This is a genomic window from Aerococcus sp. HMSC23C02 (assembly GCF_001806805.1).
GTDB classification, from domain to species: domain Bacteria; phylum Bacillota; class Bacilli; order Lactobacillales; family Aerococcaceae; genus Aerococcus; species Aerococcus sanguinicola.
Window position 1 is genome coordinate 8,851 of sequence record NZ_KV786039.1, and the last position, 21,797, is coordinate 30,647.

Annotated in this window: 17 protein-coding genes; 2 read left to right on the top strand and 15 right to left on the bottom strand. The window is 53.7% G+C overall.

Annotated features, from left to right (window positions below; translation table 11 throughout):
• Positions 1–125: 125 nt before the first annotated feature.
• The 11 genes from rpmB to gmk all read right to left on the bottom strand — a co-directional run bounded on the left by rpmB (position 126) and on the right by gmk (position 11,874).
• Positions 126–314, bottom strand: coding sequence for a 50S ribosomal protein L28 (gene rpmB, locus HMPREF3090_RS00215; RefSeq protein WP_067976505.1), 189 nt, complete (start codon positions 312–314; stop codon positions 126–128).
• A gap of 79 nt (positions 315–393) precedes the next feature.
• Complete coding sequence (locus HMPREF3090_RS00220; protein WP_067972286.1) at positions 394–1,062, bottom strand: thiamine diphosphokinase; 669 nt, start codon at positions 1,060–1,062, stop codon at positions 394–396.
• Positions 1,062–1,718, bottom strand: a complete 657-nt coding sequence (gene rpe / locus HMPREF3090_RS00225; protein WP_101603770.1) for a ribulose-phosphate 3-epimerase — start codon at positions 1,716–1,718, stop codon at positions 1,062–1,064. Before rpe ends, HMPREF3090_RS00220 begins: the two co-directional genes overlap by 1 nt.
• A gap of 19 nt (positions 1,719–1,737) precedes the next feature.
• Positions 1,738–2,628, bottom strand: coding sequence for a ribosome small subunit-dependent GTPase A (gene rsgA, locus HMPREF3090_RS00230; RefSeq protein WP_067972291.1), 891 nt, complete (start codon positions 2,626–2,628; stop codon positions 1,738–1,740).
• Complete coding sequence (gene pknB, locus HMPREF3090_RS00235; protein ID WP_067972293.1) at positions 2,621–4,846, bottom strand: Stk1 family PASTA domain-containing Ser/Thr kinase; 2,226 nt, start codon at positions 4,844–4,846, stop codon at positions 2,621–2,623. The genes rsgA and pknB overlap by 8 nt, the downstream gene beginning before the upstream one ends.
• Positions 4,824–5,585 (bottom strand): Stp1/IreP family PP2C-type Ser/Thr phosphatase, encoded by a 762-nt coding sequence (locus HMPREF3090_RS00240; RefSeq protein ID WP_070485668.1) that lies wholly within the window; start codon positions 5,583–5,585, stop codon positions 4,824–4,826. Before HMPREF3090_RS00240 ends, pknB begins: the two co-directional genes overlap by 23 nt.
• Complete coding sequence (rsmB, locus tag HMPREF3090_RS00245) at positions 5,586–6,995, bottom strand: 16S rRNA (cytosine(967)-C(5))-methyltransferase RsmB (protein ID WP_070485671.1); 1,410 nt, start codon at positions 6,993–6,995, stop codon at positions 5,586–5,588.
• Entirely contained in the window at positions 6,952–7,908 is a 957-nt protein-coding gene (fmt, locus tag HMPREF3090_RS00250; protein WP_067972302.1) for a methionyl-tRNA formyltransferase, read from the bottom strand. Before fmt ends, rsmB begins: the two co-directional genes overlap by 44 nt.
• A gap of 8 nt (positions 7,909–7,916) precedes the next feature.
• Positions 7,917–10,331 (bottom strand): primosomal protein N', encoded by a 2,415-nt coding sequence (gene priA, locus HMPREF3090_RS00255; protein WP_070485673.1) that lies wholly within the window; start codon positions 10,329–10,331, stop codon positions 7,917–7,919.
• 704 nt (positions 10,332–11,035) lie between these two features.
• Positions 11,036–11,242 (bottom strand): DNA-directed RNA polymerase subunit omega, encoded by a 207-nt coding sequence (rpoZ, locus tag HMPREF3090_RS00260; RefSeq protein ID WP_067972308.1) that lies wholly within the window; start codon positions 11,240–11,242, stop codon positions 11,036–11,038.
• Positions 11,242–11,874 (bottom strand): guanylate kinase, encoded by a 633-nt coding sequence (gene gmk, locus HMPREF3090_RS00265; RefSeq protein WP_070485675.1) that lies wholly within the window; start codon positions 11,872–11,874, stop codon positions 11,242–11,244. The genes rpoZ and gmk overlap by 1 nt, the downstream gene beginning before the upstream one ends.
• A 247-nt stretch (positions 11,875–12,121) precedes the next feature.
• Between gmk and HMPREF3090_RS00270 the strand changes: the two genes are divergently transcribed.
• A complete protein-coding gene (locus tag HMPREF3090_RS00270; RefSeq protein WP_067972313.1) occupies positions 12,122–12,511 on the top strand; it encodes a hypothetical protein in 390 nt (129 codons plus the stop codon).
• Positions 12,512–12,929: 418 nt separating this feature from the next.
• On the opposite strand, the gene cls is transcribed toward HMPREF3090_RS00270, so the two are convergent.
• From cls to HMPREF3090_RS00290, 4 genes are all read right to left on the bottom strand, one after another.
• Positions 12,930–14,408 carry a cardiolipin synthase gene (gene cls / locus HMPREF3090_RS00275; protein ID WP_067972317.1) on the bottom strand — a complete coding sequence of 493 codons (1,479 nt, stop codon included), beginning with the start codon at positions 14,406–14,408 and terminating at the stop codon, positions 12,930–12,932.
• Positions 14,409–14,996: 588 nt separating this feature from the next.
• Positions 14,997–15,575: an energy-coupled thiamine transporter ThiT gene (locus HMPREF3090_RS00280; protein WP_168140237.1), complete on the bottom strand. Its 579-nt coding sequence runs from the start codon at positions 15,573–15,575 to the stop codon at positions 14,997–14,999.
• A gap of 24 nt (positions 15,576–15,599) precedes the next feature.
• A complete protein-coding gene (locus HMPREF3090_RS00285; protein WP_070485677.1) occupies positions 15,600–17,303 on the bottom strand; it encodes a ribonuclease J in 1,704 nt (567 codons plus the stop codon).
• A 455-nt stretch (positions 17,304–17,758) separates the two neighbouring features.
• On the bottom strand, positions 17,759–18,802 hold the full coding sequence (locus tag HMPREF3090_RS00290) for an aspartate-semialdehyde dehydrogenase (protein ID WP_067972329.1): 1,044 nt from the start codon (positions 18,800–18,802) through the stop codon (positions 17,759–17,761).
• Between the two features lie 502 nt (positions 18,803–19,304).
• On the opposite strand from HMPREF3090_RS00290, the gene HMPREF3090_RS00295 reads away from it, so the two are divergent.
• Entirely contained in the window at positions 19,305–21,764 is a 2,460-nt protein-coding gene (locus HMPREF3090_RS00295) for a GW dipeptide domain-containing protein (protein WP_070485678.1), read from the top strand.
• Positions 21,765–21,797 lie beyond the last annotated feature (33 nt).

The window sequence follows — 21,797 nt, forward strand, 5'->3', positions numbered from 1 at the left end:
TGCCATGGCTCTTCAAGGACCAAATTCAACAGCGTAACGCATGCTCACAAGAACAGTCTCATTCATATAGATACAAAAAAAGAAGCCGAGACCACAATCCCAGCTCCATTTTTTATTTATAAGTCTTAGGCACGCTTAACAAGACCTGATTTGATAGCACGAGCTGACGCCCATACACGTTTAGGTTTACCGTCTTCAATAATACGAACTTTTTGTAAGTTTGCTTTAAATGAACGTTTTGAAGCGTTTAAAGCGTGAGAACGGTTATTTCCTGTTTTTGCTTTACGACCTGTGAAGTAGCATTCTTTAGCCATTATGTCATCATACTCCCTTCGTTCAAAAATCATGTACCAAACAATCATAGCATAAAGTCCAGCCCCTCGCAAGATTTTTTTACCGCCAAGCATCCCGGCTCTGGATCACCAAGAGACGCCCCGAACTAAAGCTCAGGGTCATGGTCGACGCATCGGGCAGGAATTCGTTGGAGATAAAAGCACGCGGGGTGGTCATCTGATACTTGTCCAGGGTATAGACCACCTGGTTCAAGGTCAAGTCCGCCACCGGTCCCAGGCCAATAAAGGACAAATATTTCTTATCGGACTGGCGGTCGACTTGGTGGTCACCGGGCAAGAGGAAGCCCAGGCTGTTGTAGGGATCTTCGAAGGTCAAATCTTCCAGAAGGTCCCGGTAGCGGTCCAGGTAGCCCAACCAGACCACGCTCAGGGTGTGGTCCAAACGGCCGCCGAGAAAGCCCAGGCAGCGGATGGTCCCCTGCCAGTTCATCTTGATGAGATAGTCCAGGGCTTCCTCCAAATCGGTGGCGTCCTTCATGGCAGGCAGGTCTACCACCTCCTTGGCTTCCGAACAGATCCATGCCTTCTCTTCCGCTGTGACCGAATCGAAGTCACCCAGGGCCAGGTCCAGGGGCAGGCCGGCTTCTAAGAGTCGACGCGCCCCCTTGTCCACCCCTAGGCAAAAGTCTTGGGGGCCGATAGCCAGGGTCTCCAACCATTTGTCTTCCAGGTCCCCGCTTCCGACTAACAAGGCTTGCGGCTGGGCCATTAGATCACCGCTTCTTTCAGGGAGAGGATGGCTTGTTTCACATCGTCTTGGCCGTAGACATAGGAGCCAGCGACAAAAACATCCGCCCCCTTGTCGTAGCAGGTCTTGATGGTTTGGTCTGTGATCCCGCCGTCGACTTGGATCAGGAAGTCGAGGCCCCGGTCATCGCGGATTTGGGCCAACTGGCTGATCTTATCGGTCACTTCAGGCAGGAAGGCCTGGCCGCCGAAGCCGGGGTTGACGGTCATCACGAGGACCATGTCAACTTGGCCTAAAACCGGCTCCACCAAGCTGACGGGATCCGCTGGGTTGAGGGCCACCGCTGCCTTCATGTCCTGGCCGTGGATCTTTTGGATTAGGGCGTGGAGGTGCTGGCTAGCATTGGCGTGGACGGTCATCTGGTCCGCTCCTGCTTCAGCCAGGCTGTCCACATAGTCTTCTGGCCGGCTGACCATGAGATGGCAGTCGAAGAAGAGCTTGGACTTGGGACGGAGGGCCGCAACAATAGGCGCCCCAAAAGTTAGATTAGGGACATAGTGGCCGTCCATGATGTCGATATGAACCCAGTCGGCACCGGCTTCCTCAATCCGTTTCACTTCACTCGCAAAGGCTGACATGTCAGCACTGAGAATAGATGGGGCAATTTTCATTTGGATTCCTTCTTTCATATGGATTCTAATACTTGGGTTTACGATTAGCGAGTTCATCTAAAAGCTGGCTGTAGGAGGCATAGCGGGATTCTGCAATCTCCCCTTCTGCCAGGGCTGCCTTGACCGCGCACTTGGGCTCCTTGAGGTGGAGGCAGCCGCGGAACTTGCAGGCTGGGGCGTAGGCGGCGATATCGGGAAAACACCCCGTCAGTTCGGCCGCTTCCATGTCCGGCAGGTCGATAGAGGAGAAGCCTGGGGTATCCAGGAACTTGCCCCCTAAGAGGTCATGGAGCTGGACATCCCGGGTCGTATGCCGGCCCCGGCCCAGGGACTTGGAGACTTCTGCCGTCTCTAAGTCAAGTTCGGGCAAGAGGCGGTTGAGCAGGGTCGACTTGCCCACCCCCGACTGGCCCACCACGACCATGGTCTGGTCCTGGCTAAGGCTTTCCAGGTCAGCTAGGTCCAGAGCATCACTGCGGAAGACCTTGTAGCCGATATCTTGGTAGAGGGCCATGAAAGCTGCCGCCTCTTTTTCCTCATCTTCACTTAAGAGGTCCAGCTTGCTGAAGTAGAGGACCACCTCGATGCCTTCATAGGCCAGATAAGCCAAGAAGCGGTCCAAGAGCTTGGGCGAGATGCTGGGCTCCTTGACCGAGACCACGAGGAAGGCCAGGTCAACATTAGCCACAGGGGGCCGTTGGAGCTGGTTCTTCCGCGGCAGGACCTCTGTGATCAGGCCTTCCCGGTCATGGTCGGCGATAAAACGCACATAGTCCCCAACTAAGGGGCTGGTCTTGGTCTTTCGAAACTGGCCCCGAGCCCTGGTTTCATAGCGTTGATGGCTCTGGGCTTCTTCCACATAGTAGAAGCCGCTCAGGGCGTGGACAATCTGTCCTTGGTAGTCTGTCTTAGTCACTCGCTTTCACCCGGTTTTCTATAATGGTACGGCCGTCCCGGACCACCTTGAAGCTGGCGATGTCACCTTCCACGGTTTCGAAGTCCAAGGTATAGGAGGTATCCCGGGAAATGGTGAAGCTGTCGGCAGGACTGGCATAGGAATGGTTGTAGTCATCAATGTAGATCTCGATATGGTTCTCGCCACGGGCCAAGAGTGGTTGGTCCTTGGCCCACTCGCTGGCTTGGACCCGGGTCCAGACAGGCCAGGTCCGCCATGACTTGAAGAGGGCGGTCGGTTCTGCCAAGTTGCGCAGGCCGACCGTGCTGTCATTGCGGCGGTCTTGGCGGGAGTGTCTGGAAGAACTGGAGCTGGATGAGGACCGGCTCTCCTCTTCTTCCTCTTCCTCGCCCTCGCCCGGATCGCTGTAAGGAATGGTGATGGTGTGGGAGAACTGGACGGTGGCTGGTTTCTCAGGCCCTAGGGAAAGGACCACAGATAGGCTGTCACCGGCTTGGACCTTGGTCGAAGACGAAGGATTTTGACGGATCACCCGGCCCGCTTCCACTTGGTTGGAATACTCACTGGAAGTGGTCAGGTTGAGGCCGATCGAATCCGCATAAGCCTGAACTTCGGACTGGGTCTTCCCAGCCAAGTCTTGGAGGCTAAAGGTCTCCTTCCCCTTGCTGACCTTGAGTGTGACCGTGGTTCCTTTGACCTGGACTTCCTGGCCTGAGCCTGGGTCCTGGTCCACCACATGGCCGGACTTGATCTGGTTATCATAGACCTCTTCCTTCTTCACCTTGAAGCCCTCTTCTTCCAGGTCGCGCTTGGCCTCATCAAAAGGCTTGTCGCGGTAGTCCTTGAGGGTGACCTTCTTGGGACCGGTCGAGACATAGAGGTCAATCTCAGCATCCTCCTTGACCCGGCTGCTGGCTTCCGGATCGGTCCGGGTCACCCGGCCATCCTGGACCTCTTCCGAACTTTCCTCCTGCTGGTCGCCTACCCGGAGGCCGGCTTCTTGAATCAGCTGGACGGCTTGGTCGGGGGTCATCTTGGCCACATCGGGCACTCGGACCCTGGTCATGGCCGAATAAACGGTCACGGACAGAAGCAAGAGGACAACCAGGGCACTGGCCACTAACCAGCGCGGCAGGGATTGGAGCTTGGCCCAGATGCCCTGGGACCGCATCTTTTCAGTCCGGTCCTCGGCTGGGTCTCCAGTCGCTTCTGATCGACTAGCTTCCGGTACTTCCGCCTGGCTAGTAGAGGCTGTCCCAGCAGTCGCCCCGGCAGTGGGCAAAACCAGGGTCTGGTCCAGTTGGTCAGTCTCGGCTTGGGCGTCCAGGTCCGGCTTGGCCAGGATAATGGTCTCAGCCGCTAAGCCCGGCCCATTGACCAGGGGCACCTCCAGATTTTCGGCATCCAGGGCGGTCGCTAGGTCCTCGGCCATGTCCCGGCAGCTCTGGTAGCGGTCACTGGGGTCCTTGGCCGTAGCCTTGTAGATCACATTTTGGATGGAATTAGGGATATGGGGCCTTTCCGCGTCTAAGGCGGGCAGGTCCTCTTGGAAGTGCTTGAGGGCGATAGAAACCGCCGACTCCCCATCGAAGGGCACGTGGCCCGTCAGCATCTCGAAGGACACAATCCCCAGGGAATAAATATCCGACTGGGCCGTAGCCAAGCTCCCCCGGGCCTGTTCCGGCGAGAGGTAGTGGACTGAGCCAATGATGGTGGAGGTTTGGGTAATGGACGTTTCCGTCGAAATAATGGCGATCCCAAAGTCCATGATTTTCACGGTTCCATCGGCCTTAACCATAATATTCTGTGGTTTGAGGTCGCGGTGGACGATGCCGTGGTCGTGGGCGCACTGGACCCCGTCGAGGATCTGCAGCATGATGGCCTGGTAGGTCTGGGGCGAGATGGGGTGGTTGTCGCGGATATAAGTTTTTAAGTCCTTGCCGTCGACATACTCCATGACAATATAATTCTCCCGCTCCTTGTCCCCGATATCATAGACATCCACAATATTGGGATGGTCGAGTTCGGTAATGGACATGGCCTCGCGCCGAAAGCGGCGGATAGAGTCTGTTTCATCATCTAAATCTAAACGTAAAAATTTGATGGCAACTTGTCGCTCGAGGATGTGGTCAAAGGCCAGGTAAACATTGGCCATCCCACCGGAACCGATATGACTTAAGAGCTCATAACGCTCATCAATGAGCTGCCCGATTCGCATACTCGTCGCTCCCCTCAATCCGTGCCAAAATCACTGAAATATTATCCTTACCCCCGGCTTGGTTGGCCGCTTCCACCAAACGTCGGATGGACTCGTCCAGGTGGGGGTAGTGGTCAATGATGGCTAGGATATCCTCATCCGCCAACATATCGCTCAAGCCATCTGAACAGAGGACAAAGACATCATCCGGATAGAGGTGGAGCCGGTCGATATCCACATAGAAGTCCGGCTTGACGCCCAGAGACTGGGTGATGATATTCTTCTGCGGATGGGCCTTGGCCTCCTCTTCCGAGATCATATTGAGGTCTAATAGCTCTTGGACATAGGAATGGTCCTTGGTAATCTGCTTGATGGCCCCGTCCCGGATCTGATAGGCCCGGCTGTCGCCGATATGGGCAATGGTCGCCTCCCGGTCCATCACGGCAATGGCCACCACGGTCGTTCCCATCCCTTCTAGGTCTTGGTATTGCTGGGACTTCTCGATCAAGCGGTCATTAGCATCTTGTAAGATCAACTGGAACCAGTCCTTGGCCCGCTGGTGGGTCATATCCACCGTCTCCTCCCAGGCCTTACCCACCTGGAAAAGGGCCATCTCACTAGCCACATCGCCCGCATTCTGCCCGCCCATGCCGTCACACAGGATCAGCAGAGCTTGGTCGGATTGGTTATAAAAGTCTCCCAGCTGGTCTTGGTTCTCCTTGCGCTGGATGCCGATATCCGTTAACTTCGCTACTTCCATCTAATCACTTCCCTCTGTCTTCTTTCTAAAGTTGGCAATAAAAAAGCCATCGCTGGAATAATAATGGGGTAAGATTTCCAAACACCCCTGGGCTGTCTGGGCACGCTGGAGCGCCGGTTGTTTAACGGGTACGGCTTCGAGGGCCATCTCCGGATGGCGGTCGAGATAGGCGGCCACGACAGCTTGGTTCTCTTCTTCTGTTATTGTACAGGTACTATAGGTCAAAAGGCCAGACTTTTTCAAAAGAGGGGTCACTTCGTCTAAGATAGCCAGTTGGATGGACTGGAGGGCCGTCAAGTCCGCGGCCTCCTTGTGGTAGCGGGTGTCCGGCTTGCGGCGGAAAAGACCCACGCCCGAACAAGGGGCATCGACTAAGACCCGGTCCAGGCTCTCGGATGCAAAGTCTTGGCCCAAGTGGCGGGCATCCTGGCTGGCCACTTGGACCCGGTTCCGGAGCCCGGTCCGCTCCAAGTTCTCTTCGATCAAGGGCAGCTTATGGGCTTGGATATCATAGGCATAGACCTGGCCCTGGTCCCCTACCGCCTGGGCTAATTGGACCGTCTTCCCGCCCGGAGCCGCGCAAGCATCGAGGACCCGGTCACCAGGCTGGACGTTGAGGGCCTGGGCCGCCAGACTAGCTGACTCATCCTGGATGGTGATCAGCCCCTGCTTAAAGGCTTGGCTCTTGGCAGGATTGCCCTTGGTCACCCGGTAGCTGGCGCTATTAATGGGACTAGCCTCTAGGGCATAGCCCTCCCCTTCCAGGTCTCGGATAATGGCTGCCGCCCGGTCCGGATCCAGGATGCGGATCGCCGTCGCAGGGGCCTGGTTGAGGGAAGCCATCAAGTCCTCCGCTTCTTCGCCGAAGCGGTTCCTGAAGTAAGTCACCCAATAGCTGGGCAGGCTGTAGCGGAGAGACGCCGCCTCTAGCTCACTGGCCGCCTTTTCCTCAATAAAGCTTTCCAGCTTAGGATATTGGCGGAAGCTATTACGCAAGACCCCGTTAGCAAAGCGGCCCAGGCTGGCATTGCCCCGCTTCTTCGCAATCCGCACGGCTTCATTGACGATGGCGTGCTCGGGGATGGCATCCAGGTAATAATATTGATAATAGCTGAGAAGGATGACCTGCTTGAGCCATTTCTTCACCCGCTTAGGGCGTTTGACCATGTGGCTGAAGAGGGCCTCGAGCGGAATCTGATACTGGATGGTCCCATAGACTAGCTGGGTGTAGAGAGCCTGGTCGCGCGGAGCCACCGCCTGGTCCTGGATGGTCTGGCTGACGACATGGTTGACATAGGCGCCCTCCTGGAAGACCGCCGTCAGACTTTCCATGGCCTGGTAGCGGGCAGACTGCTTGAGGGCCGGCTTATTCGAATCGGTCGTTGACGTCAATGTGGCCAGCCCCCCCATTAATGAAACTTGCGCTATCCATCTGCTTCTTGCCATTGGGTTGGATCTCCAGGACATTGAGGACCTTGCCGTCCCCTGCCGCAATCAGGAATTGGGCCGGTTTCTTCTTGATCCCAACCACGGTTCCCGGCGCCTTGTCGGTCGTCTGGTCAGCTAAGACCTCGGTCCGCCAGAACTTCCAGCGCTGGTCCTCATAGAGGGCATAGGCACCCGGCCAGGAGTTGAAGGCCCGGATCTTATTATGGATGGCCTGGGCAGGCTCCGTCCAGTCGATCCGCTCCTCAGCCTTCTTGATATTGGGCGCATAAGTGGCCTGGTCCTCATCTTGAGGGACCGCTTGTAAGTCCCCGGCAAAAAGGGCCGGCAGCTTGTCGATTAAGAGCTCAGCCCCCAGGTCAGCTAAGCGGTCAAACATTTCGGCTACTGTCACCTGGTCGTCGATTGGCGCCTTAGCCTGGGCTAAGATAGGCCCCGCGTCCATGGCAGGCACCATCCGCATCAGGCTGACGCCTGTCTCCTGGTCGCCCTTCCAGATGGCATAGTGGATGGGCGACCCACCCCGGTATTTAGGGAGGAGACTGGCATGGACATTGACCGCCCCGTACTTGGGCGCTTCCAGCAGGCTTTGGGGCAGGAATTGCCCGTAAGCCGCCGTCACCAAAAGATCCACCTCTGCTTGGTCAAAGAAGTCGGCAATTTCTTGGTCCGAGGCAATGTGTTCGGGCTGGAAGATTTTGAGCTCGTGGGCTAGGGCCACTTCCTTAACGGGTGTCGGGGTTAACCGGCGCTTGCGACCCACTGGACGGTCCGGCTGGGTCACAACTGCAACCACTTGGTAGTCGGGCTGGTCCAAGAGGGCTTGTAAACTTTTTACGGCAAAATCTGGGGTGCCCATAAAGACAATATTTTTCATAGTACCTCCTAAATAAACGTCATCGGTTCAACATCAATGGCAATATAGACTTGTTTCTTGCTCCATTCCTGGGCCATGGCCTGGATCTCCTTGAAGGCCTGGTCCAAGCCGTCGAGCTGGCGGTATTGGAAGAGGAGCTGGAAATAATAGCGGTTCTTGAGCCGGGCAATGGGGGCCTGGCTGGGACCGAGAAGCCGCGTGCCCTGGCCCTGGTCATAGGATCTGAGAAAGCGGGCTAACTGGTTCATGGCCAGCTGGGCCTCCCGTTCGTCGAAGTGGGAGACCGTCAGGCGGATGGTGTAATAGTAAGGGGAATAGTGGTTCATCTTGCGGTAGGCCATCTCTTTTTGGTAGAAACGGTCGTAGTCCTGGGTCTGGGCCAGCTGGATGGCATAGTGGTCCGGGTTATAGGTCTGGATAAAGACCCGCCCTGTCAAGTCTCCCCGGCCGGCCCGTCCGCTGACCTGGGTGAGGAGCTGGAAAGTTTTCTCGCTGGACCGAAAGTCCGGCAGGTTGAGGGCCGTATCGGCGTTGATGACGCCCACCAGGGTAATATTGGGGAAGTCCAGCCCCTTGGCAATCATCTGGGTACCCAAGAGAATATCGGCCTCCCCAGTCTCCACCTTCTTCAAGAGCCGAGCCGTGCTCCCCTTGCGCCGGGTGGTGTCATTATCCATCCGCACCAGATTGGCCGTTGGAAAGAGCTCTTCAATCTCTTCTTGGACCCGCTCCGTCCCCGTCCCGAAGTCCCGCAGGTGCTGGTTCGAGCAGAGGGGACAGCGCTGGGGCAGGTGGATGGAATAGCCGCAGTAGTGACAGTCCAGCGACTTGGCGTGATAGTGGTAGGTCAGGCTTACATCGCAGTGCTCACACTTGAAGACATAGCCGCAGTCCCGGCACATCATATAGGCCGCATAACCGCGGCGGTTGAGCATGAGCGCCACTTGTTGGCCCTGGTTCAAGGTCTCCTGGATGTCATCCCGCAGCTTGCGGGAAAATTGATAGTAGTTCTTATGGCGGAATTCCTCGCGCATATCCACAATCTCCACCTGGGGCAGGGGCTTCTGGTTGGCCCGCTGGCGGATGGTCAAGAGCTGGTAGACCCCGTTCTGGGCCCGGGCCCGGGATTCCAGAGAAGGGGTCGCCGAACCCAAGACCAGGGGACAGTGGTGGTAGGCCGCCCGCCACTTGGCCAGGTCCCGGGCATGGTAGTGGGGTTGGTCGGCCTGCTTGTAACTGGTCTCATGTTCCTCATCGATAATAATCAGCCCCAAATTCTCCAAGGGGGCAAAGATGGAGGACCGGGCCCCCACCACGACCTGGGCTTCTTGGCGCCTGATCCGCCGCCACTCATCGAATTGTTCCCCAACCGAAAGCTGGCTGTGGAGGACCGCCACCTGGTCGGCAAAGCGTCCCTTCAAGTGGCGGACCATCTGAGGGGTCAAGGCGATTTCAGGCACCAGGAGCAGGGCCTTTTGCCCCGCTTCAAGCGCCTTCTGGATGAGCTGGAGATAAACCTCCGTCTTCCCGCTCCCAGTCACCCCTTGGAGGAGGAAGACCTGGTCGGATTGGGCAGCCATGGCCTGGCTGACTTGGTCATAGGCCTGGGCCTGTTCGGGTAGGAGAGGCAGCGGCTCGGTCGCTTCAAAGTCGCTGTCAGCTAAAGGATCGCGGCGGACCTCCTGCTCGTAGACCTTGAGCCAGCCCTTGCGCTCCCCGGCCCGGACCGTCTGCATGCTGAGGTCATAATCCTCCCTCAGCGTCCGGGTGGGCAGGGACTTGCCCTCGAGTTCCATAAGCAGTTCACAGAGGAGGACCTGCTTGTGGGCCGTTTTGGACAGGCCGGCATGGACTTCCTCTAAATCTTCCCGGTCCAGGAGGGGTTGGATCCAGTTTTCGGTTTTGACCCGCTTCTGGTCCTCCACCCGATATTCCAAGCTCAGCTTGCCCTGGTCCTTGAGCTTGAGCAAGTTTTTTAAATGGCCGTCCTGGTCAGCTTGGATCCAGGCATAGGCCTCCTTGTCGGCAAAATAATACTGGTGGTCGAGATAGGGCAAATTTTCCGTAGGGCGGAAGTACTTCTCATACTTGACCTTGAGCAGGCGCGGCAGCATGGCGTGGTAGCAGGTCACCAAGAAAGAAAAATAATGGTCGGCCATATAGCGGCCCAGGTCCAGGAGTTCCTGGTTGAGGACGGGCACATCATCCAAGAGGCCGGTCAGGGGCCGGAGCTTCCCCTCATAATCGCTAGCGGCGACCAGGTCTAGGACATAGGCTTGGACTTCCCGGACACCAAAAGGCACCTCCACCCGCATGCCGGGCTGGACGAGGCCGGCCAGCTCTTCGGGGATGGCGTAGTCATAGGGCTGGTCGGTTTGTTGGGTTGGGACGTCTACAATGACACGTGCAATGGATTTGCTCACAAAATCCTCCTCTCTTTAATTACTCTTCTCTTCCATTTTAAACGATTCAAGGCCAGAAACAAATTTTTTCGTTGGGGAATTGATTTATTATGGGATAAAGAAAAAAGCCGGATCAAAACTCCAGCTTTTAAGAATCAAATTAAATAGTGCTTATGAGCATCCGTTGCGCTTTTGAATTTGCCCCTTTAAGAGCCATGGCACCGGGTCGGGCCAAGGTCCCTCACCTAGCAAGTCTCAAACGGTTCGTAAGGCTTACGCCAACGATCCGTAATTCGCTTCGCTTGCTTTTTCATGGCTAAGGGGCAACTTCAACGCTCCACTCCTGCTCAAATTAAAAATAGCCGGCAAAGTAAATACTGTTTGAACTTTAATGAGTAAGCAATACTAATTACCTTCTCTAGCTCTAGCTATTTTCAAAAATTGTTTAAAAATCGTGTTTAGCTCTCTATATTTGAGCTGGTACTAAAGCAAGCCACACTTGGGGCCTTCGATTGAAGGTTGAGTGCTGGCAAGACACACTCGAGGCCTCCGATTGCAGACTGAGCGTTGCCAAGCCACACTTGAGGCTCCTGATTGAAGCTTGAGCGTTGCCAAGCCACACTTGAGACACCTGATTGAAGCTTGAGCGTTGCCAAGCCACACTCGAGGCCTCTGTTTGGGAATTGAATCCTTGCAGAGGCTGGGCGCTAGCGCTCCCTCACACCCTATCTTAACGATTCTGGGTCGATAACTAGGTCGTTGGAGGTGATTTCTTCTAGGGCTTGGCCGACGTACTTGGGTGAGCGGTATTCGTTGAGCATGGGGTTGCGGTTGACTTGTAGGTCGTGGGCGCGTTTGGCGGATACGCTGCACAGGGAGTATTTGGAGTTTACTTTTTCGAGTAAGCGGTCAATGGATGGGTAGATAATCATTAATTAGTCTCTCCTTCGTCTAAGCAATTCTCAACCACGTCATCGATGAAGCGGTCAACTTTGAGGTGTTCCGCTTGGATGATGGTTTGGATGTTTTCAACAGCTTTGGATACGTCATCGTTTTCAACAACATAATCATACTGGGTCATTAATTGTAATTCGCCCCGGGCTTGTTCCATACGCTTGGCGATGACGTCAGGGGCATCGGTGCCGCGGTTGACGATCCGGGTTTCGAGTTCGCCCAAGTTTGGTGGCGCTAGGAAAATAAAGACCCCGTCCGGCATCCGGCGTTTCACCTGGAGGGCGCCTTGGACTTCAATCTCCAAGAAGACGTCCTTCCCCTGCATAGTCATGTCTTCAATATAGGCCAAGGGGGTGCCGTAATAATTGCCCACGTATTCGGCATATTCTAATAATTGTTCTTCTTCAATCATCTGCTCGAACTTGCTGCGGCTAACGAAGAAATAGTCCTGGCCATTCACTTCGCCCTGGCGCGCTTCCCGTGTTGTTGCTGAGACAGAATAGAAGAATTGGTTACGATCGTGGTCCGTATCGAACAAGGCTTTTCGCACGGTACCTTTTCCCACCCCAGAAGGGCCTGATAAAACAACTAATAATCCTTTTGATTTCATAGAACACCTTTCACCCTCTGAATTTATATAACAACTATAGTAACATAAATCTCAGCCTTTGACAGTAAGATTACAATTTTTTTATCATTCTGACCCGTCGCTGATCTGATAGGTCCATTATAACATGAATCAAATTTTTTGTTTTAATATTGACAAGGGAACAAGCGTTCGATATACTAAGGGTACAGAACATCCGTTCCGGTATTTGCGATTATTCATGATAAAATTTCAGTAAAGGAGCCTTCATATGGAAAAAGTATCCCATTATCAACGTCTAAAAGCCCTCTTCACCCCCGCCAGCCAGCTTGCGGAAGTCAAGCCGAGTCAAATGAATACAGCCAGCCCAAGCGCTGAACCCAGCCAGCTGACCCAGACCATGCCCGCCCTAGCCATCGCCCGCGGACTGGACCAGGCCCTGAGCCAAGGCGACCCCATCTACCTGACCGTCAGTCGTAAAAATGGTCCCCTCCTGACCAAGGACATCCTCTTTGGCACTGTTAAGCACATCGACAACCACAAAGAACGCATCGTCTTCGCCGAAGCCCTCAACCCCGTCACCCACCTCATCGCCCTCGACCGCATCCAGGCCATCAAAGCCGTGGGGAAAGAAAACTTGAAATCCCTCTCTAGCCGATAACTAGGTCTCATACAGGGGCAAGCAATGATTAAAATATAAAATAAGATTAACAAGCTAGCAAGGCCCTTGCTAGCTTGTTTTCATTATAGTGAGGAAGAGGTCTGCTTGCCTAGCAGAGGGCAACTTGCTAATCGAGGGCCTGTTTGCAAGTTAGTGCGAGCCTACTTGCTAATCGAAGTTCTGTTTGAAAGTTGACGCAACCCTACTTTCAAACAGGGCTGGCATTCGAAAGTTACCAAAACCCTACTTTCAAACGGAGTCGCCATTTGAAACCTCCCACTGCTCGATGCAGCCATTCTTGAAGTTCTAACTATTCAAATTCCTAGTTCAAAAGCGAAACAAATGCCACCAAGACCATTTCATTCCTCCCAGATAAAAAAGCTGTCCTCTATTGGCAGAGGGCAGCTTTTTTGCTTCATTATAAGATGGGCGAGAGGAGTCGTGATAAGTTCTGGCGGAGTTTTTTCCACCAGGATTGTTGGTCGAAGTAGGCAGCGTCCAGTGTGGTTGAGACCTTCAAGTCGTCCTGGTAGGCGGCTTTGAGTTTAGCCACCAGGTCCTTGTCATAGACAAAGGCGTTGACTTCAAAGTTCAGGCTGAAGGAGCGGATATCGAAGTTGGCGGTGCCGACACTGGCGACTTCATCGTCGGCAATAACCACCTTGGAATGGAGGAAGCCCTTGTCATAGCGGTGGACGTGGACGCCTTTTTCGATGATCTCCCGGCAGTAGTACTCAGTGGCCCGGTAGACGAAGGGGTGGTCGGGCTTGCAAGGGATCATGAGGTGGACCTCAACCCCTGACAGGGCCGCGATTTCCAGGGCTTCGTAGACACTCTCATCGGGTATGAAGTAGGGAGTCTGGATGTAGAGGGTGTGCTCGGCCGAGTTGATCAATTGGATGTAGCCCAGCTTGATCTGGTCGGTGTCGTCTTCCGGCCCGCTGGACACAATCTGCATGGGGACGTGACCGTGGTCTGCCTCGTTGACTTCCGGGAAATAGGACCGGGCGTCATCCGAGATCTCCAGGAAGTCGTCGTAGCTGTAGTCCATGGAGGCGCACCAGTCGCGGATAAAGCGGGTCTGCATGGCTTGGACCGCTTCCCCGCGAACGCGCAGGTGGGTGTCCCGCCAGTAGCCCAGGGGCCCCAGTCCGATGTATTCCTTGGCGATGTTGAAGCCACCGACATAGCCTAAGTCACCATCGATAATGACCAATTTGCGGTGGTTGCGGAAGTTGAGGCGCAGGTCGACCAGCCAGAAGCCCCGGCTAAAGAAGCCACTGGTCTCTGCCCCTGCCTCCTCCAGCCGGTTGATGTCCTTACGACTGAGTTTCCGGCTGCCTAAAGGATCATAGAGCAGGCGGACTTTGACCCCCGCCTCTGCTCGCTCAGCCAGGGCTTCCACCACCTGGGAGCCCATCTCATCGGAAGAGAAGATGTAGTACTGGATGTGGATATGGTCCTTGGCCTGGCGGATATCTTCCAGGAGCTGGCGCATCTTGGCCTTGCCATCGACGTAGAGATCCACATCATTGCTGTTGGTCAGGAGGGCATCATCCGTCTGGTAAAAAAGCTTGATCAGACTCTGCTGGCTGGAGGGATAAGTCTTCAAGTCCCGGTGCATGCCATCTTCATTGATGTACTTATCGACCAGGCTGCTCATCCCCATAACTTGCTGTTGGGAGAGGGAAAAAATCTTGTCGTCGGACAGGCGTCGGCCAACGAAGAAATAGAGAATAAAACCAAAACCAGGCAGGAGGATCAAGACCAAGAGCCAGGCCCAGATCGAAGTGACCGGACGGCGCTGGCGGAAGACCGTGAAGATCGCCAGGATGGTGTTGGCAATAATAAAGAGCGAAAATAAATTGACTAAAACAGTTTGTGTTGTTTCTAACATGCAGTCACCTCTTAAAAAAAGAGACCGATAAGCTGGTTCTGATTGAGATGGTGCTGGTGAGCATCCGCTGCGCTTTTGAACTGGCTCTATTGAAGAGCCATGGTTAAGGACCAGATTCAAAGCTTCACTACTGCTCAAAAATAATTAGCTGGCTCCCTGTGACTGAGCCATCAATTGCCAACACTAAATAATTAAAGAACCACATAGCTTTCGGCCTCTTTTTGGATTATGAAGTATTTTTTATTTGGGTTTGTCAGATTGGATGAAGTGTTTTCGAAAAGTCGTGGCGGTCTATCTGCTTTCAGCGCTCCCGAGCGCAAATCGGCGCTGACTATTTGCTCTCAAAGCTGGCGAAGGCAAATTGGCGACTCGCTATTTGCTTTCGGAGCTTGCGAGCGCAAATTGGCGACTTGCTATTTGCTTTCAGCGCTCCCGAGCGCAAATAGTCGCCAAGTCTCACACCCTTCCTAGTCGGGTTCGGTCGCGCAGAAGTGGCTCCTCTTCACAAAGTCCCTGCGAAGTCTTTCAGACTTCTTCGGTCTTTTGCTCCAGAGGTCCACTTCTACCCGCGCTCCCTCACACCCTTCCTTAATCATTCAGGAGTCTCGACCGTTCTTTGCGCGAGATGTACTTGGTGTAGCGCGGGATGAAGTATTTGGCGGAGACGTTGAGGGTGACGATTAGGATGGCTAGGGCGATGCCTAGGTTGAGGAGGAAGCTGAGGCCGTTGGTGCGGAAGGCTTCGGCGAGGCCGGTGCTTTCGGCTTGGATCCAGACCTGGTCGACGAAGCGACAGATAAAGTAGCAGAGGACACCGATTAGCGACCCGGTGACCAGGTTGAGATAGACTGAAGACATCCGTCGATTATGCAAGGTGCGTTGGAGGTTGCGGGCAAAGAGTCCGGCGAATCCGACAGCGGCTGAGGCAATGACCAAGGCTAGGCTGTGGGGCCAATTGGTCAGGGCGTCGGGCACCTGGTAGAGCTGGATGATGCCCACCAAGCCACCCGCCAAGCAAGCTGGCAGAGCTCCCCGGCGGAAGGCATAGAAGAGGATGAGGACGAGTCCCATCTCCAGACTCAGTCCCGTCTCTCCTAGTTCAGCGGGGAAGACCAGCTGCAAGAGCCCAGCCAGTAGTGCCAGTAAAAAGCCTTCAATGATTGTCATAAATCGCTGTGATGCTTTCATAAACTATCCTTTCTTTCCGCCCTTCTTCTTGCGACCCTTGCGGTAGTTGGAAGCTTCCATAATTACCGGTAGGATCATTGGCCGGCGGTTGGTTTGCTTGAAGAGGAACTTGCCGAGTTCATCACGGATGCCCGATTTGAGCTTGGACCATTGGAAGTTCTTGTCTTCCAGGTTGTCAAGGACCACCTTGCGAACCCGTTCGCTCGATTCTTTAAGCAAGTCTTCGCTTTCTTTCATGAAGATAAAACCTCGAGAAATGATCTCTGGTCCTGCCAGGATCTTGCCTTCGCGGCGGGAGATGGTCAGGACAACGACGAAGATCCCGTCTTCCCCGAGCATGGTCCGGTCGCGGAGCACAATATTTCCGATGTCGCCCACGCCAGAACCGTCGATGAGGACATTGCTGGCGGGAACCTTATCGCCGAGGGTCATTTTGCCCTTCTTGTAGGTCAGGGTATCGCCCTTATCGAGGAGGAAGATCTGGTTTTCTTTAAAACCAATCTGCTCGGCCAATTTCTTGTGGGCGTGCATGAGTTGGTATTCTCCTGACACAGGAATCAGATACTGAGGCTTCAAGATGGACATGAGGAATTGCAGGTCCTTAGGCGAGGCGTGGCCAGAGGTGTGGTACTTGGACGAGAGTTCCAGGGTGTGGCCCCCTGCCCGGTAGACCATGTCTTTGGTTTCTGGCACGACTTTTTCCATGTCGGTATTCGGGGTGGTGGCCAAGATGACCAGGTCCCCTTCCTTGATCTTCAGCTGCTTGTTGCCCCGGGCCTTGGCCATGCGTTGGAGGGCATAGAGGGGCTCGCCGGACTTACCGGTCTCAAGGATAATAATTTCTTCATCCTTATAATTGCCCAACTGCTCGGTGCGCTTGATCAGGTCCTTGCTCGGTAACTTGAGCTTGTCCAAGCGGATGGCCACATCGATGATCTGTTCCAGAGCTTCCCCTGAAATAAAGATATGGCGGCCGGTGGACTGGGCCACGTCGATGATCTGTTGGAGCCGCATGAGGTTGGAAGCGACCGCAGAAACGATCACCCGACCCTCTGCCTTGACCACTTCATCTTGGAGGGACTCCTTAACCACCACTTCGCTGGCATTCTCGAAATAGGAAGCAGCCTTGCTGGATTCACTGAGAAGGGCCAAAACACCTTCGCCAGCCACCTGGGTTAGCCGAGCAAAGTCTGTGGCATAGTCTTCCGAAACGGACGCATCCATCTTGAAGTCCCCGGTGTAGACAATATCGCCTTCCGAGGTCTTCAAGACAATGGCCACGGAATCAGGGAGAGAGTGGGTGGTCTTAATGAAGCTGACCACCACATCTCCAAAATCGATCTCATTATCGTCGTCAATCGTATGGAAGTCCTTGAAATTCTTCACGCCCACAGACCGGCTCATCACCTTCAAGAGTTCGATGGTCAACTCGGTCCCAAAAACAGGCACATTGACTTCCTTCAAGAGATAAGGCAACCCCCCGATAGCATCGGGATGGCCGTGGGTTAAGAAGACCCCGGCAATCCGGTCCTCATTCTCTTTCAAATAGCTAAAGTCAGGAATCATCACATCGATCCCTAACATTTCATTGGGTGGGTAGACGAGACCGCAATCCAGGATATAGATCATGCCATCGACTTCAACGATGTACATGTCCTTACCATTCTCGCGGACGCCCCCCAAGGAAATAAATTTTATTTCACTCATAGAAACCTCCTTAAATGAATTATCCCTAGACAGAAACAGAGCACTCCAACCCTCTAAATCGGCATGAGTGCTTGCTTCTAAACTAGATTTTTATTTTATAAATTTACTTTTAAATTTTTGGCATTGGTGAATAATGTTAAACACTCTGTTCTAAAGAAGTCTAACGAATGCTCACCAGCACCGTTTAATTTAATGCTTCTTATTTTTTAGCACCGCTGGTAGCCGATTGAGCACACTTCTCACCGCCACTTGATTTATGAGCAGTAGTGGAGCTTTGAAGTTGGTCCTTAGCCATGAAAAAGCAAGCGATGTGAATTAGGGATAGTCGGCGTTTAGCCTTTCTAGCCCTTTGAAGCTCGCTAGGGGAGGGACCTTGGCCCGAACCGGTGCCATGGCTCTTCAAGGACCAAATTCAAAAGTGGAACGAATGCTCATCAGCACCATTTATCTAAAGCTTAAATCAAGTCTTGCTTAATCATTTCTTCGGCGATTTGCACGGAGTTCAATGCGGCACCCTTCCACAAGTTATCTGAAACAATCCAGAGGTGGAAGCCGTTTGGAACATCCAAATCTTTACGGATCCGGCCGACAAATGTTTCCTTCTTCCCTTCTGCATTGATGGCTTGTGGGTAGACTTGGTTTTGGATATCGTCTTCAACCACAATGCCAGGTGCTTGGCGCAAGATATCTTGTATCGCTTCAATTGTAACATTATTTTCGCCAATTTCAATATAAACACTCTCAGAATGTGCACGAAGAACTGGCACGCGAACGCAAGTGGTGGAAACAGGCAGGTCTTTCAGGCCCATGATCTTCTTAGTTTCGTTGGTCATCTTCATCTCTTCGAAGGTGTAGTGGTTGTCTTGGAACTTGTCGATCTGTGGCAGGACGTTGAAGGCCATTTGATAGTGCTTGTCGTCACCAGCACAAGGAAGGACTTCCGCTTCAGGGACTTCCTTGCCTTCCACAATGGCCTTAGACTGGGCTAAGGTTTCTTCAATGGCTTCAGCCCCAGCTCCGGACACAGCCTGGTAGGTGGACGCAATCACGCGCTTGAGCCCGTAAGCATCGTGGATAGGCTTGAGGGCAGCCACCATTTGGATGGTTGAGCAGTTCGGGTTGGCGATGAGGCCTTTGTGGTCCTTCAAGGCTTCAGGGTTAACTTCAGGCACCACCAGTGGGGTATCTGGGTCCATCCGGAAGGCAGAAGTGTTGTCGATGGCCACAGCCCCAGCCTTCACCGCAGCGGGCACGAATTTTTCAGAAAGGGCCCCACCAGCAGAGAAGATGGCGATGTCCACACCCTCGAAGGAGTCTTCGGTCAATTCTTCCACTTCATAGGTCTTGTCGCCGACAGGAAGGATCTTCCCAGCTGAACGAGCAGAAGCCAAAAGTTTCACATCTTTAACGGGAATTTCCGCTTGAGGGAGGAGGTCACACAATTGTTCCCCCACTGCTCCTGTAGCCCCAACGATTGCAACTGTATATTCTTTAGTCATAGCGCTTCCTCACTTTTCTATCCGAAGAGGCTGGGACAAAAGCTTCGTCTTCTTTTTAAATATAACGAACTTTTTGGCAAAAATCTGTTCCAAAAGTCAGTCCTGACATCACTTCACGAACTATGGGAAATCGTTGATCAACGATTTCCCATAGTTCGCTCCACTGCTTCAGGCCTAACCGACTTTTGTCACACTCTCTTCTCATGATTTTTTTATTAATAGCCTTATTGTATCATATTTGTCAGACAAAGGCGGGCTTTTTACGAATTCTTAAGTGAGTCTTTGCGGCTTTTTGCCTGCTTTTCGGCTGGAAAAACGGGGCTTGAGGAGGAATCCACTTGGTTATTCTCATCGTTTTACCATTATCGCTCCTGAACACTTCTTTTTAACGCCTATAAAACCTATATAGGACGGGCTTTTAGGCCTTGTTAATTGGTCAAGGATTGATTATAATATATGCGATTGCCTTAATTTAATCAGATATTAATCAAAGGAGAGACCTATGAAGAAAACACATTTACTTTTGGCGTCGAACCTCGCTTTGGCCGCCTTCCTCTATAGCCCTGAAGCTGTAGCGGCGGACGAAGTGACAACTGATGCGCCAAGCGAAGAAAATATCCCAGCGCCTGCTGAAGAAGTTGCACCAGCTGGCCAAAACCAAGAAGTTGAAGCGCCAAGCAGCCCAGCCGCTGAAACGGAAGCTGCGGAAACCCCTGCCCCTGAAAAGAAAGAAGTCCAAGCTGGCTACTATGCAGGGACTGACCTCGACAAGCAGCCTGAAATTGTGATTGGCAAGCAAGAAAAGAAGACCAGCCAGCCTCAACTGGATACCCGAAACCAGACCGGTGAAAAGTACACCAGCCAACTCCAAGCGACCGATGAATGGATGACCCTCCAATCCGGCAAGCACACCTTGGACAGCCGCCCTTACGGCACCGCTGGCTACGAAACCATCCGCGCCAACTTGAAGGACCGCCAAGGTGACTTGGTCAAGGTTTCTTACTATATTTCCACCGAACGCGCTGACTGGGCCTACATCAACTTCCAAGATAGCCTAGCTGGTTGGGTGGACCGCAAAGCCTTAAGCAAGAAGCTGCCTTTTGACCGCTATACCTCTGACGTGGAAAGCTTAAACTACTATGGCCGTCTGGTGGGCAACCACACCATCGACTCCAAGCCATGGGGAACCAAGGACTACCAAAACTTAGTCAGCCGCAATGCCTACAAGAACTTAGTCGGCACCAACGTTAAGGTGAGCCAAGGGGTATCTACCGAACGCGCCAACTGGGTCTACATCGACAGCCTCGACGGCAAGCTCTCTGGCTGGATCGACACCAAGGGCGTACAAAAGGTTGGCGACGCTTATACTAGCCCAGTGAAGAAGGTCAACTACACCGCCCACCTCAAAGACGGCGACAACACCTTAGATACCAAGCCTTGGGGGATTCCAGGTTACCAAACCCTCCGCTCACGGTCACAAATGAAGCCCCGCCGCGGCCAAACGGTCCAAGTGTCTGAAGAAGTGTCCACTACTCGGGCGAACTGGGCTTATGTGACCTTCCAAGACGGCCTAGCTGGTTGGATCGACCGCGCCGGCCTCAAGCCAGGTGCTGGTCCTAAGCGTGCCAATGGGATCGATGACTACACCTCTGCCCACAAGGATGTGAAGTATGTGGCGACCATCGTTGACGGCAACCACACCTTAGACACCCTTCCTTGGGGGATTCCAGGCTACTCCACCATCGCTAGCCGGGCCGACATGAAGCGTCACCAAGGCGAACGGGTCCAAGTCAACCAAGAAGTCTCTACCAACCGGGCCAACTGGGCGCACATCACCCTGGCTAACGGGACCAGCGGCTGGTTCGACATCAAGGGCCTGACCCGCGGCAAGGTAGACTCCTACACCAGCCCTCAAAAATCGGTCAACTATACCGCCACTATTTCTAACGGCAACCATACCCTAGATACCCTACCTTGGGGCATTCCTGGCTACAAGACCATCGCCAGTCGTTCTGACATGAAGAAACACACCGGCGACCAAGTCAAGGTAAGTAGCGAAGTCTCCACCAACCGGGCCGACTGGGCTTACATTACCCTTTCTGACGGGACCAGCGGCTGGTTCGACCGCGCCGGCTTAACCAAGGGCCAAGTCGACGTTTACACCTCAAATGCGAAAAACGTCAACTACTCAGCCCGCCTGACCCACGGCAACCACACCCTAGACTCCAAACCATGGGGGATCCCAGGCTTTGAAACCATCAAGTCACGGGGCCAAATGAAGGCTTACACCGGCCAAAATGTCCAGGTCAACCAAGAAGTTTCCACTAACCGGGCGGACTGGGTTAACATCACCCTAGCAGACGGCACGCGCGGCTGGATCGACGCCAAAGCCATTGCGCCAGAACGCGTCCTCAACCACGTGCCTTATGTCAGCCAATACAAACCCGTCTTCGCACCATGGGGCTGTGCCGGCGCTGCCTCTGCCATGCTTTTAGGCGCTAAGGACGTCGACTTCAACCTCGACACCCTCATCCGCAACACCCCAATGTACCCAAGCGATCCAAACGGCCAAAAAGGCGACGTCTTCACCGGCCAAGGCTTCGGCTGGGTCATCAATCCTAAAGGCCTGACCAACTACCTGAAGACCTACTACTCCGGTGTCAAAAACATCACGGGCGCTAGCACCCAAGAAATCATCGACACCGTCCTCGGCGGCAACCCTGTCCTCTACTACGGCTACTCCTCTTACCAAAAACCAGGCGACTATGTTCGTAACCACTGCAAGGTCATCACCGGTTACAAGAACAACGCCTTCCGCGTCTACGACCCACTCTACTCCAACGCCAACAAGGGCGCGATGACCGGTGGTAAGAACCCAGCCTACGACCTCGGGGCAAAACACTGGCTACCAATCAGCAAGTTCAACCTTGAATATAACGGACAAGCGATTACGATCTTGTAAGGGTGTGAGCAAAGGCGATTAGAAAGGGATGAC

Excerpts from the sequence above, each read along its gene's own strand:
- cls (WP_067972317.1), bottom strand. The coding sequence starts at position 14,408 with ATGTTAGAAACAACACAAACTGTTTTAGTCAATTTATTTTCGCTCTTT.
- HMPREF3090_RS00290 (WP_067972329.1), bottom strand. The coding sequence starts at position 18,802 with ATGACTAAAGAATATACAGTTGCAATCGTTGGGGCTACAGGAGCAGTG.
- HMPREF3090_RS00240 (WP_070485668.1), bottom strand. The coding sequence starts at position 5,585 with ATGGAAGTAGCGAAGTTAACGGATATCGGCATCCAGCGCAAGGAGAAC.
- HMPREF3090_RS00295 (WP_070485678.1), top strand. The coding sequence starts at position 19,305 with ATGAAGAAAACACATTTACTTTTGGCGTCGAACCTCGCTTTGGCCGCC.
- gmk (WP_070485675.1), bottom strand. The coding sequence starts at position 11,874 with ATGAAATCAAAAGGATTATTAGTTGTTTTATCAGGCCCTTCTGGGGTG.
- rpmB (WP_067976505.1), bottom strand. The coding sequence starts at position 314 with ATGGCTAAAGAATGCTACTTCACAGGTCGTAAAGCAAAAACAGGAAAT.
- HMPREF3090_RS00220 (WP_067972286.1), bottom strand. The coding sequence starts at position 1,062 with ATGGCCCAGCCGCAAGCCTTGTTAGTCGGAAGCGGGGACCTGGAAGAC.
- HMPREF3090_RS00270 (WP_067972313.1), top strand. The coding sequence starts at position 12,122 with ATGGAAAAAGTATCCCATTATCAACGTCTAAAAGCCCTCTTCACCCCC.
- pknB (WP_067972293.1), bottom strand. The coding sequence starts at position 4,846 with ATGCGAATCGGGCAGCTCATTGATGAGCGTTATGAGCTCTTAAGTCAT.
- HMPREF3090_RS00280 (WP_168140237.1), bottom strand. The coding sequence starts at position 15,575 with ATGACAATCATTGAAGGCTTTTTACTGGCACTACTGGCTGGGCTCTTG.
- rpoZ (WP_067972308.1), bottom strand. The coding sequence starts at position 11,242 with ATGATTATCTACCCATCCATTGACCGCTTACTCGAAAAAGTAAACTCC.
- fmt (WP_067972302.1), bottom strand. The coding sequence starts at position 7,908 with ATGAAAAATATTGTCTTTATGGGCACCCCAGATTTTGCCGTAAAAAGT.
- rsmB (WP_070485671.1), bottom strand. The coding sequence starts at position 6,995 with ATGGGGGGGCTGGCCACATTGACGTCAACGACCGATTCGAATAAGCCG.
- HMPREF3090_RS00285 (WP_070485677.1), bottom strand. The coding sequence starts at position 17,303 with ATGAGTGAAATAAAATTTATTTCCTTGGGGGGCGTCCGCGAGAATGGT.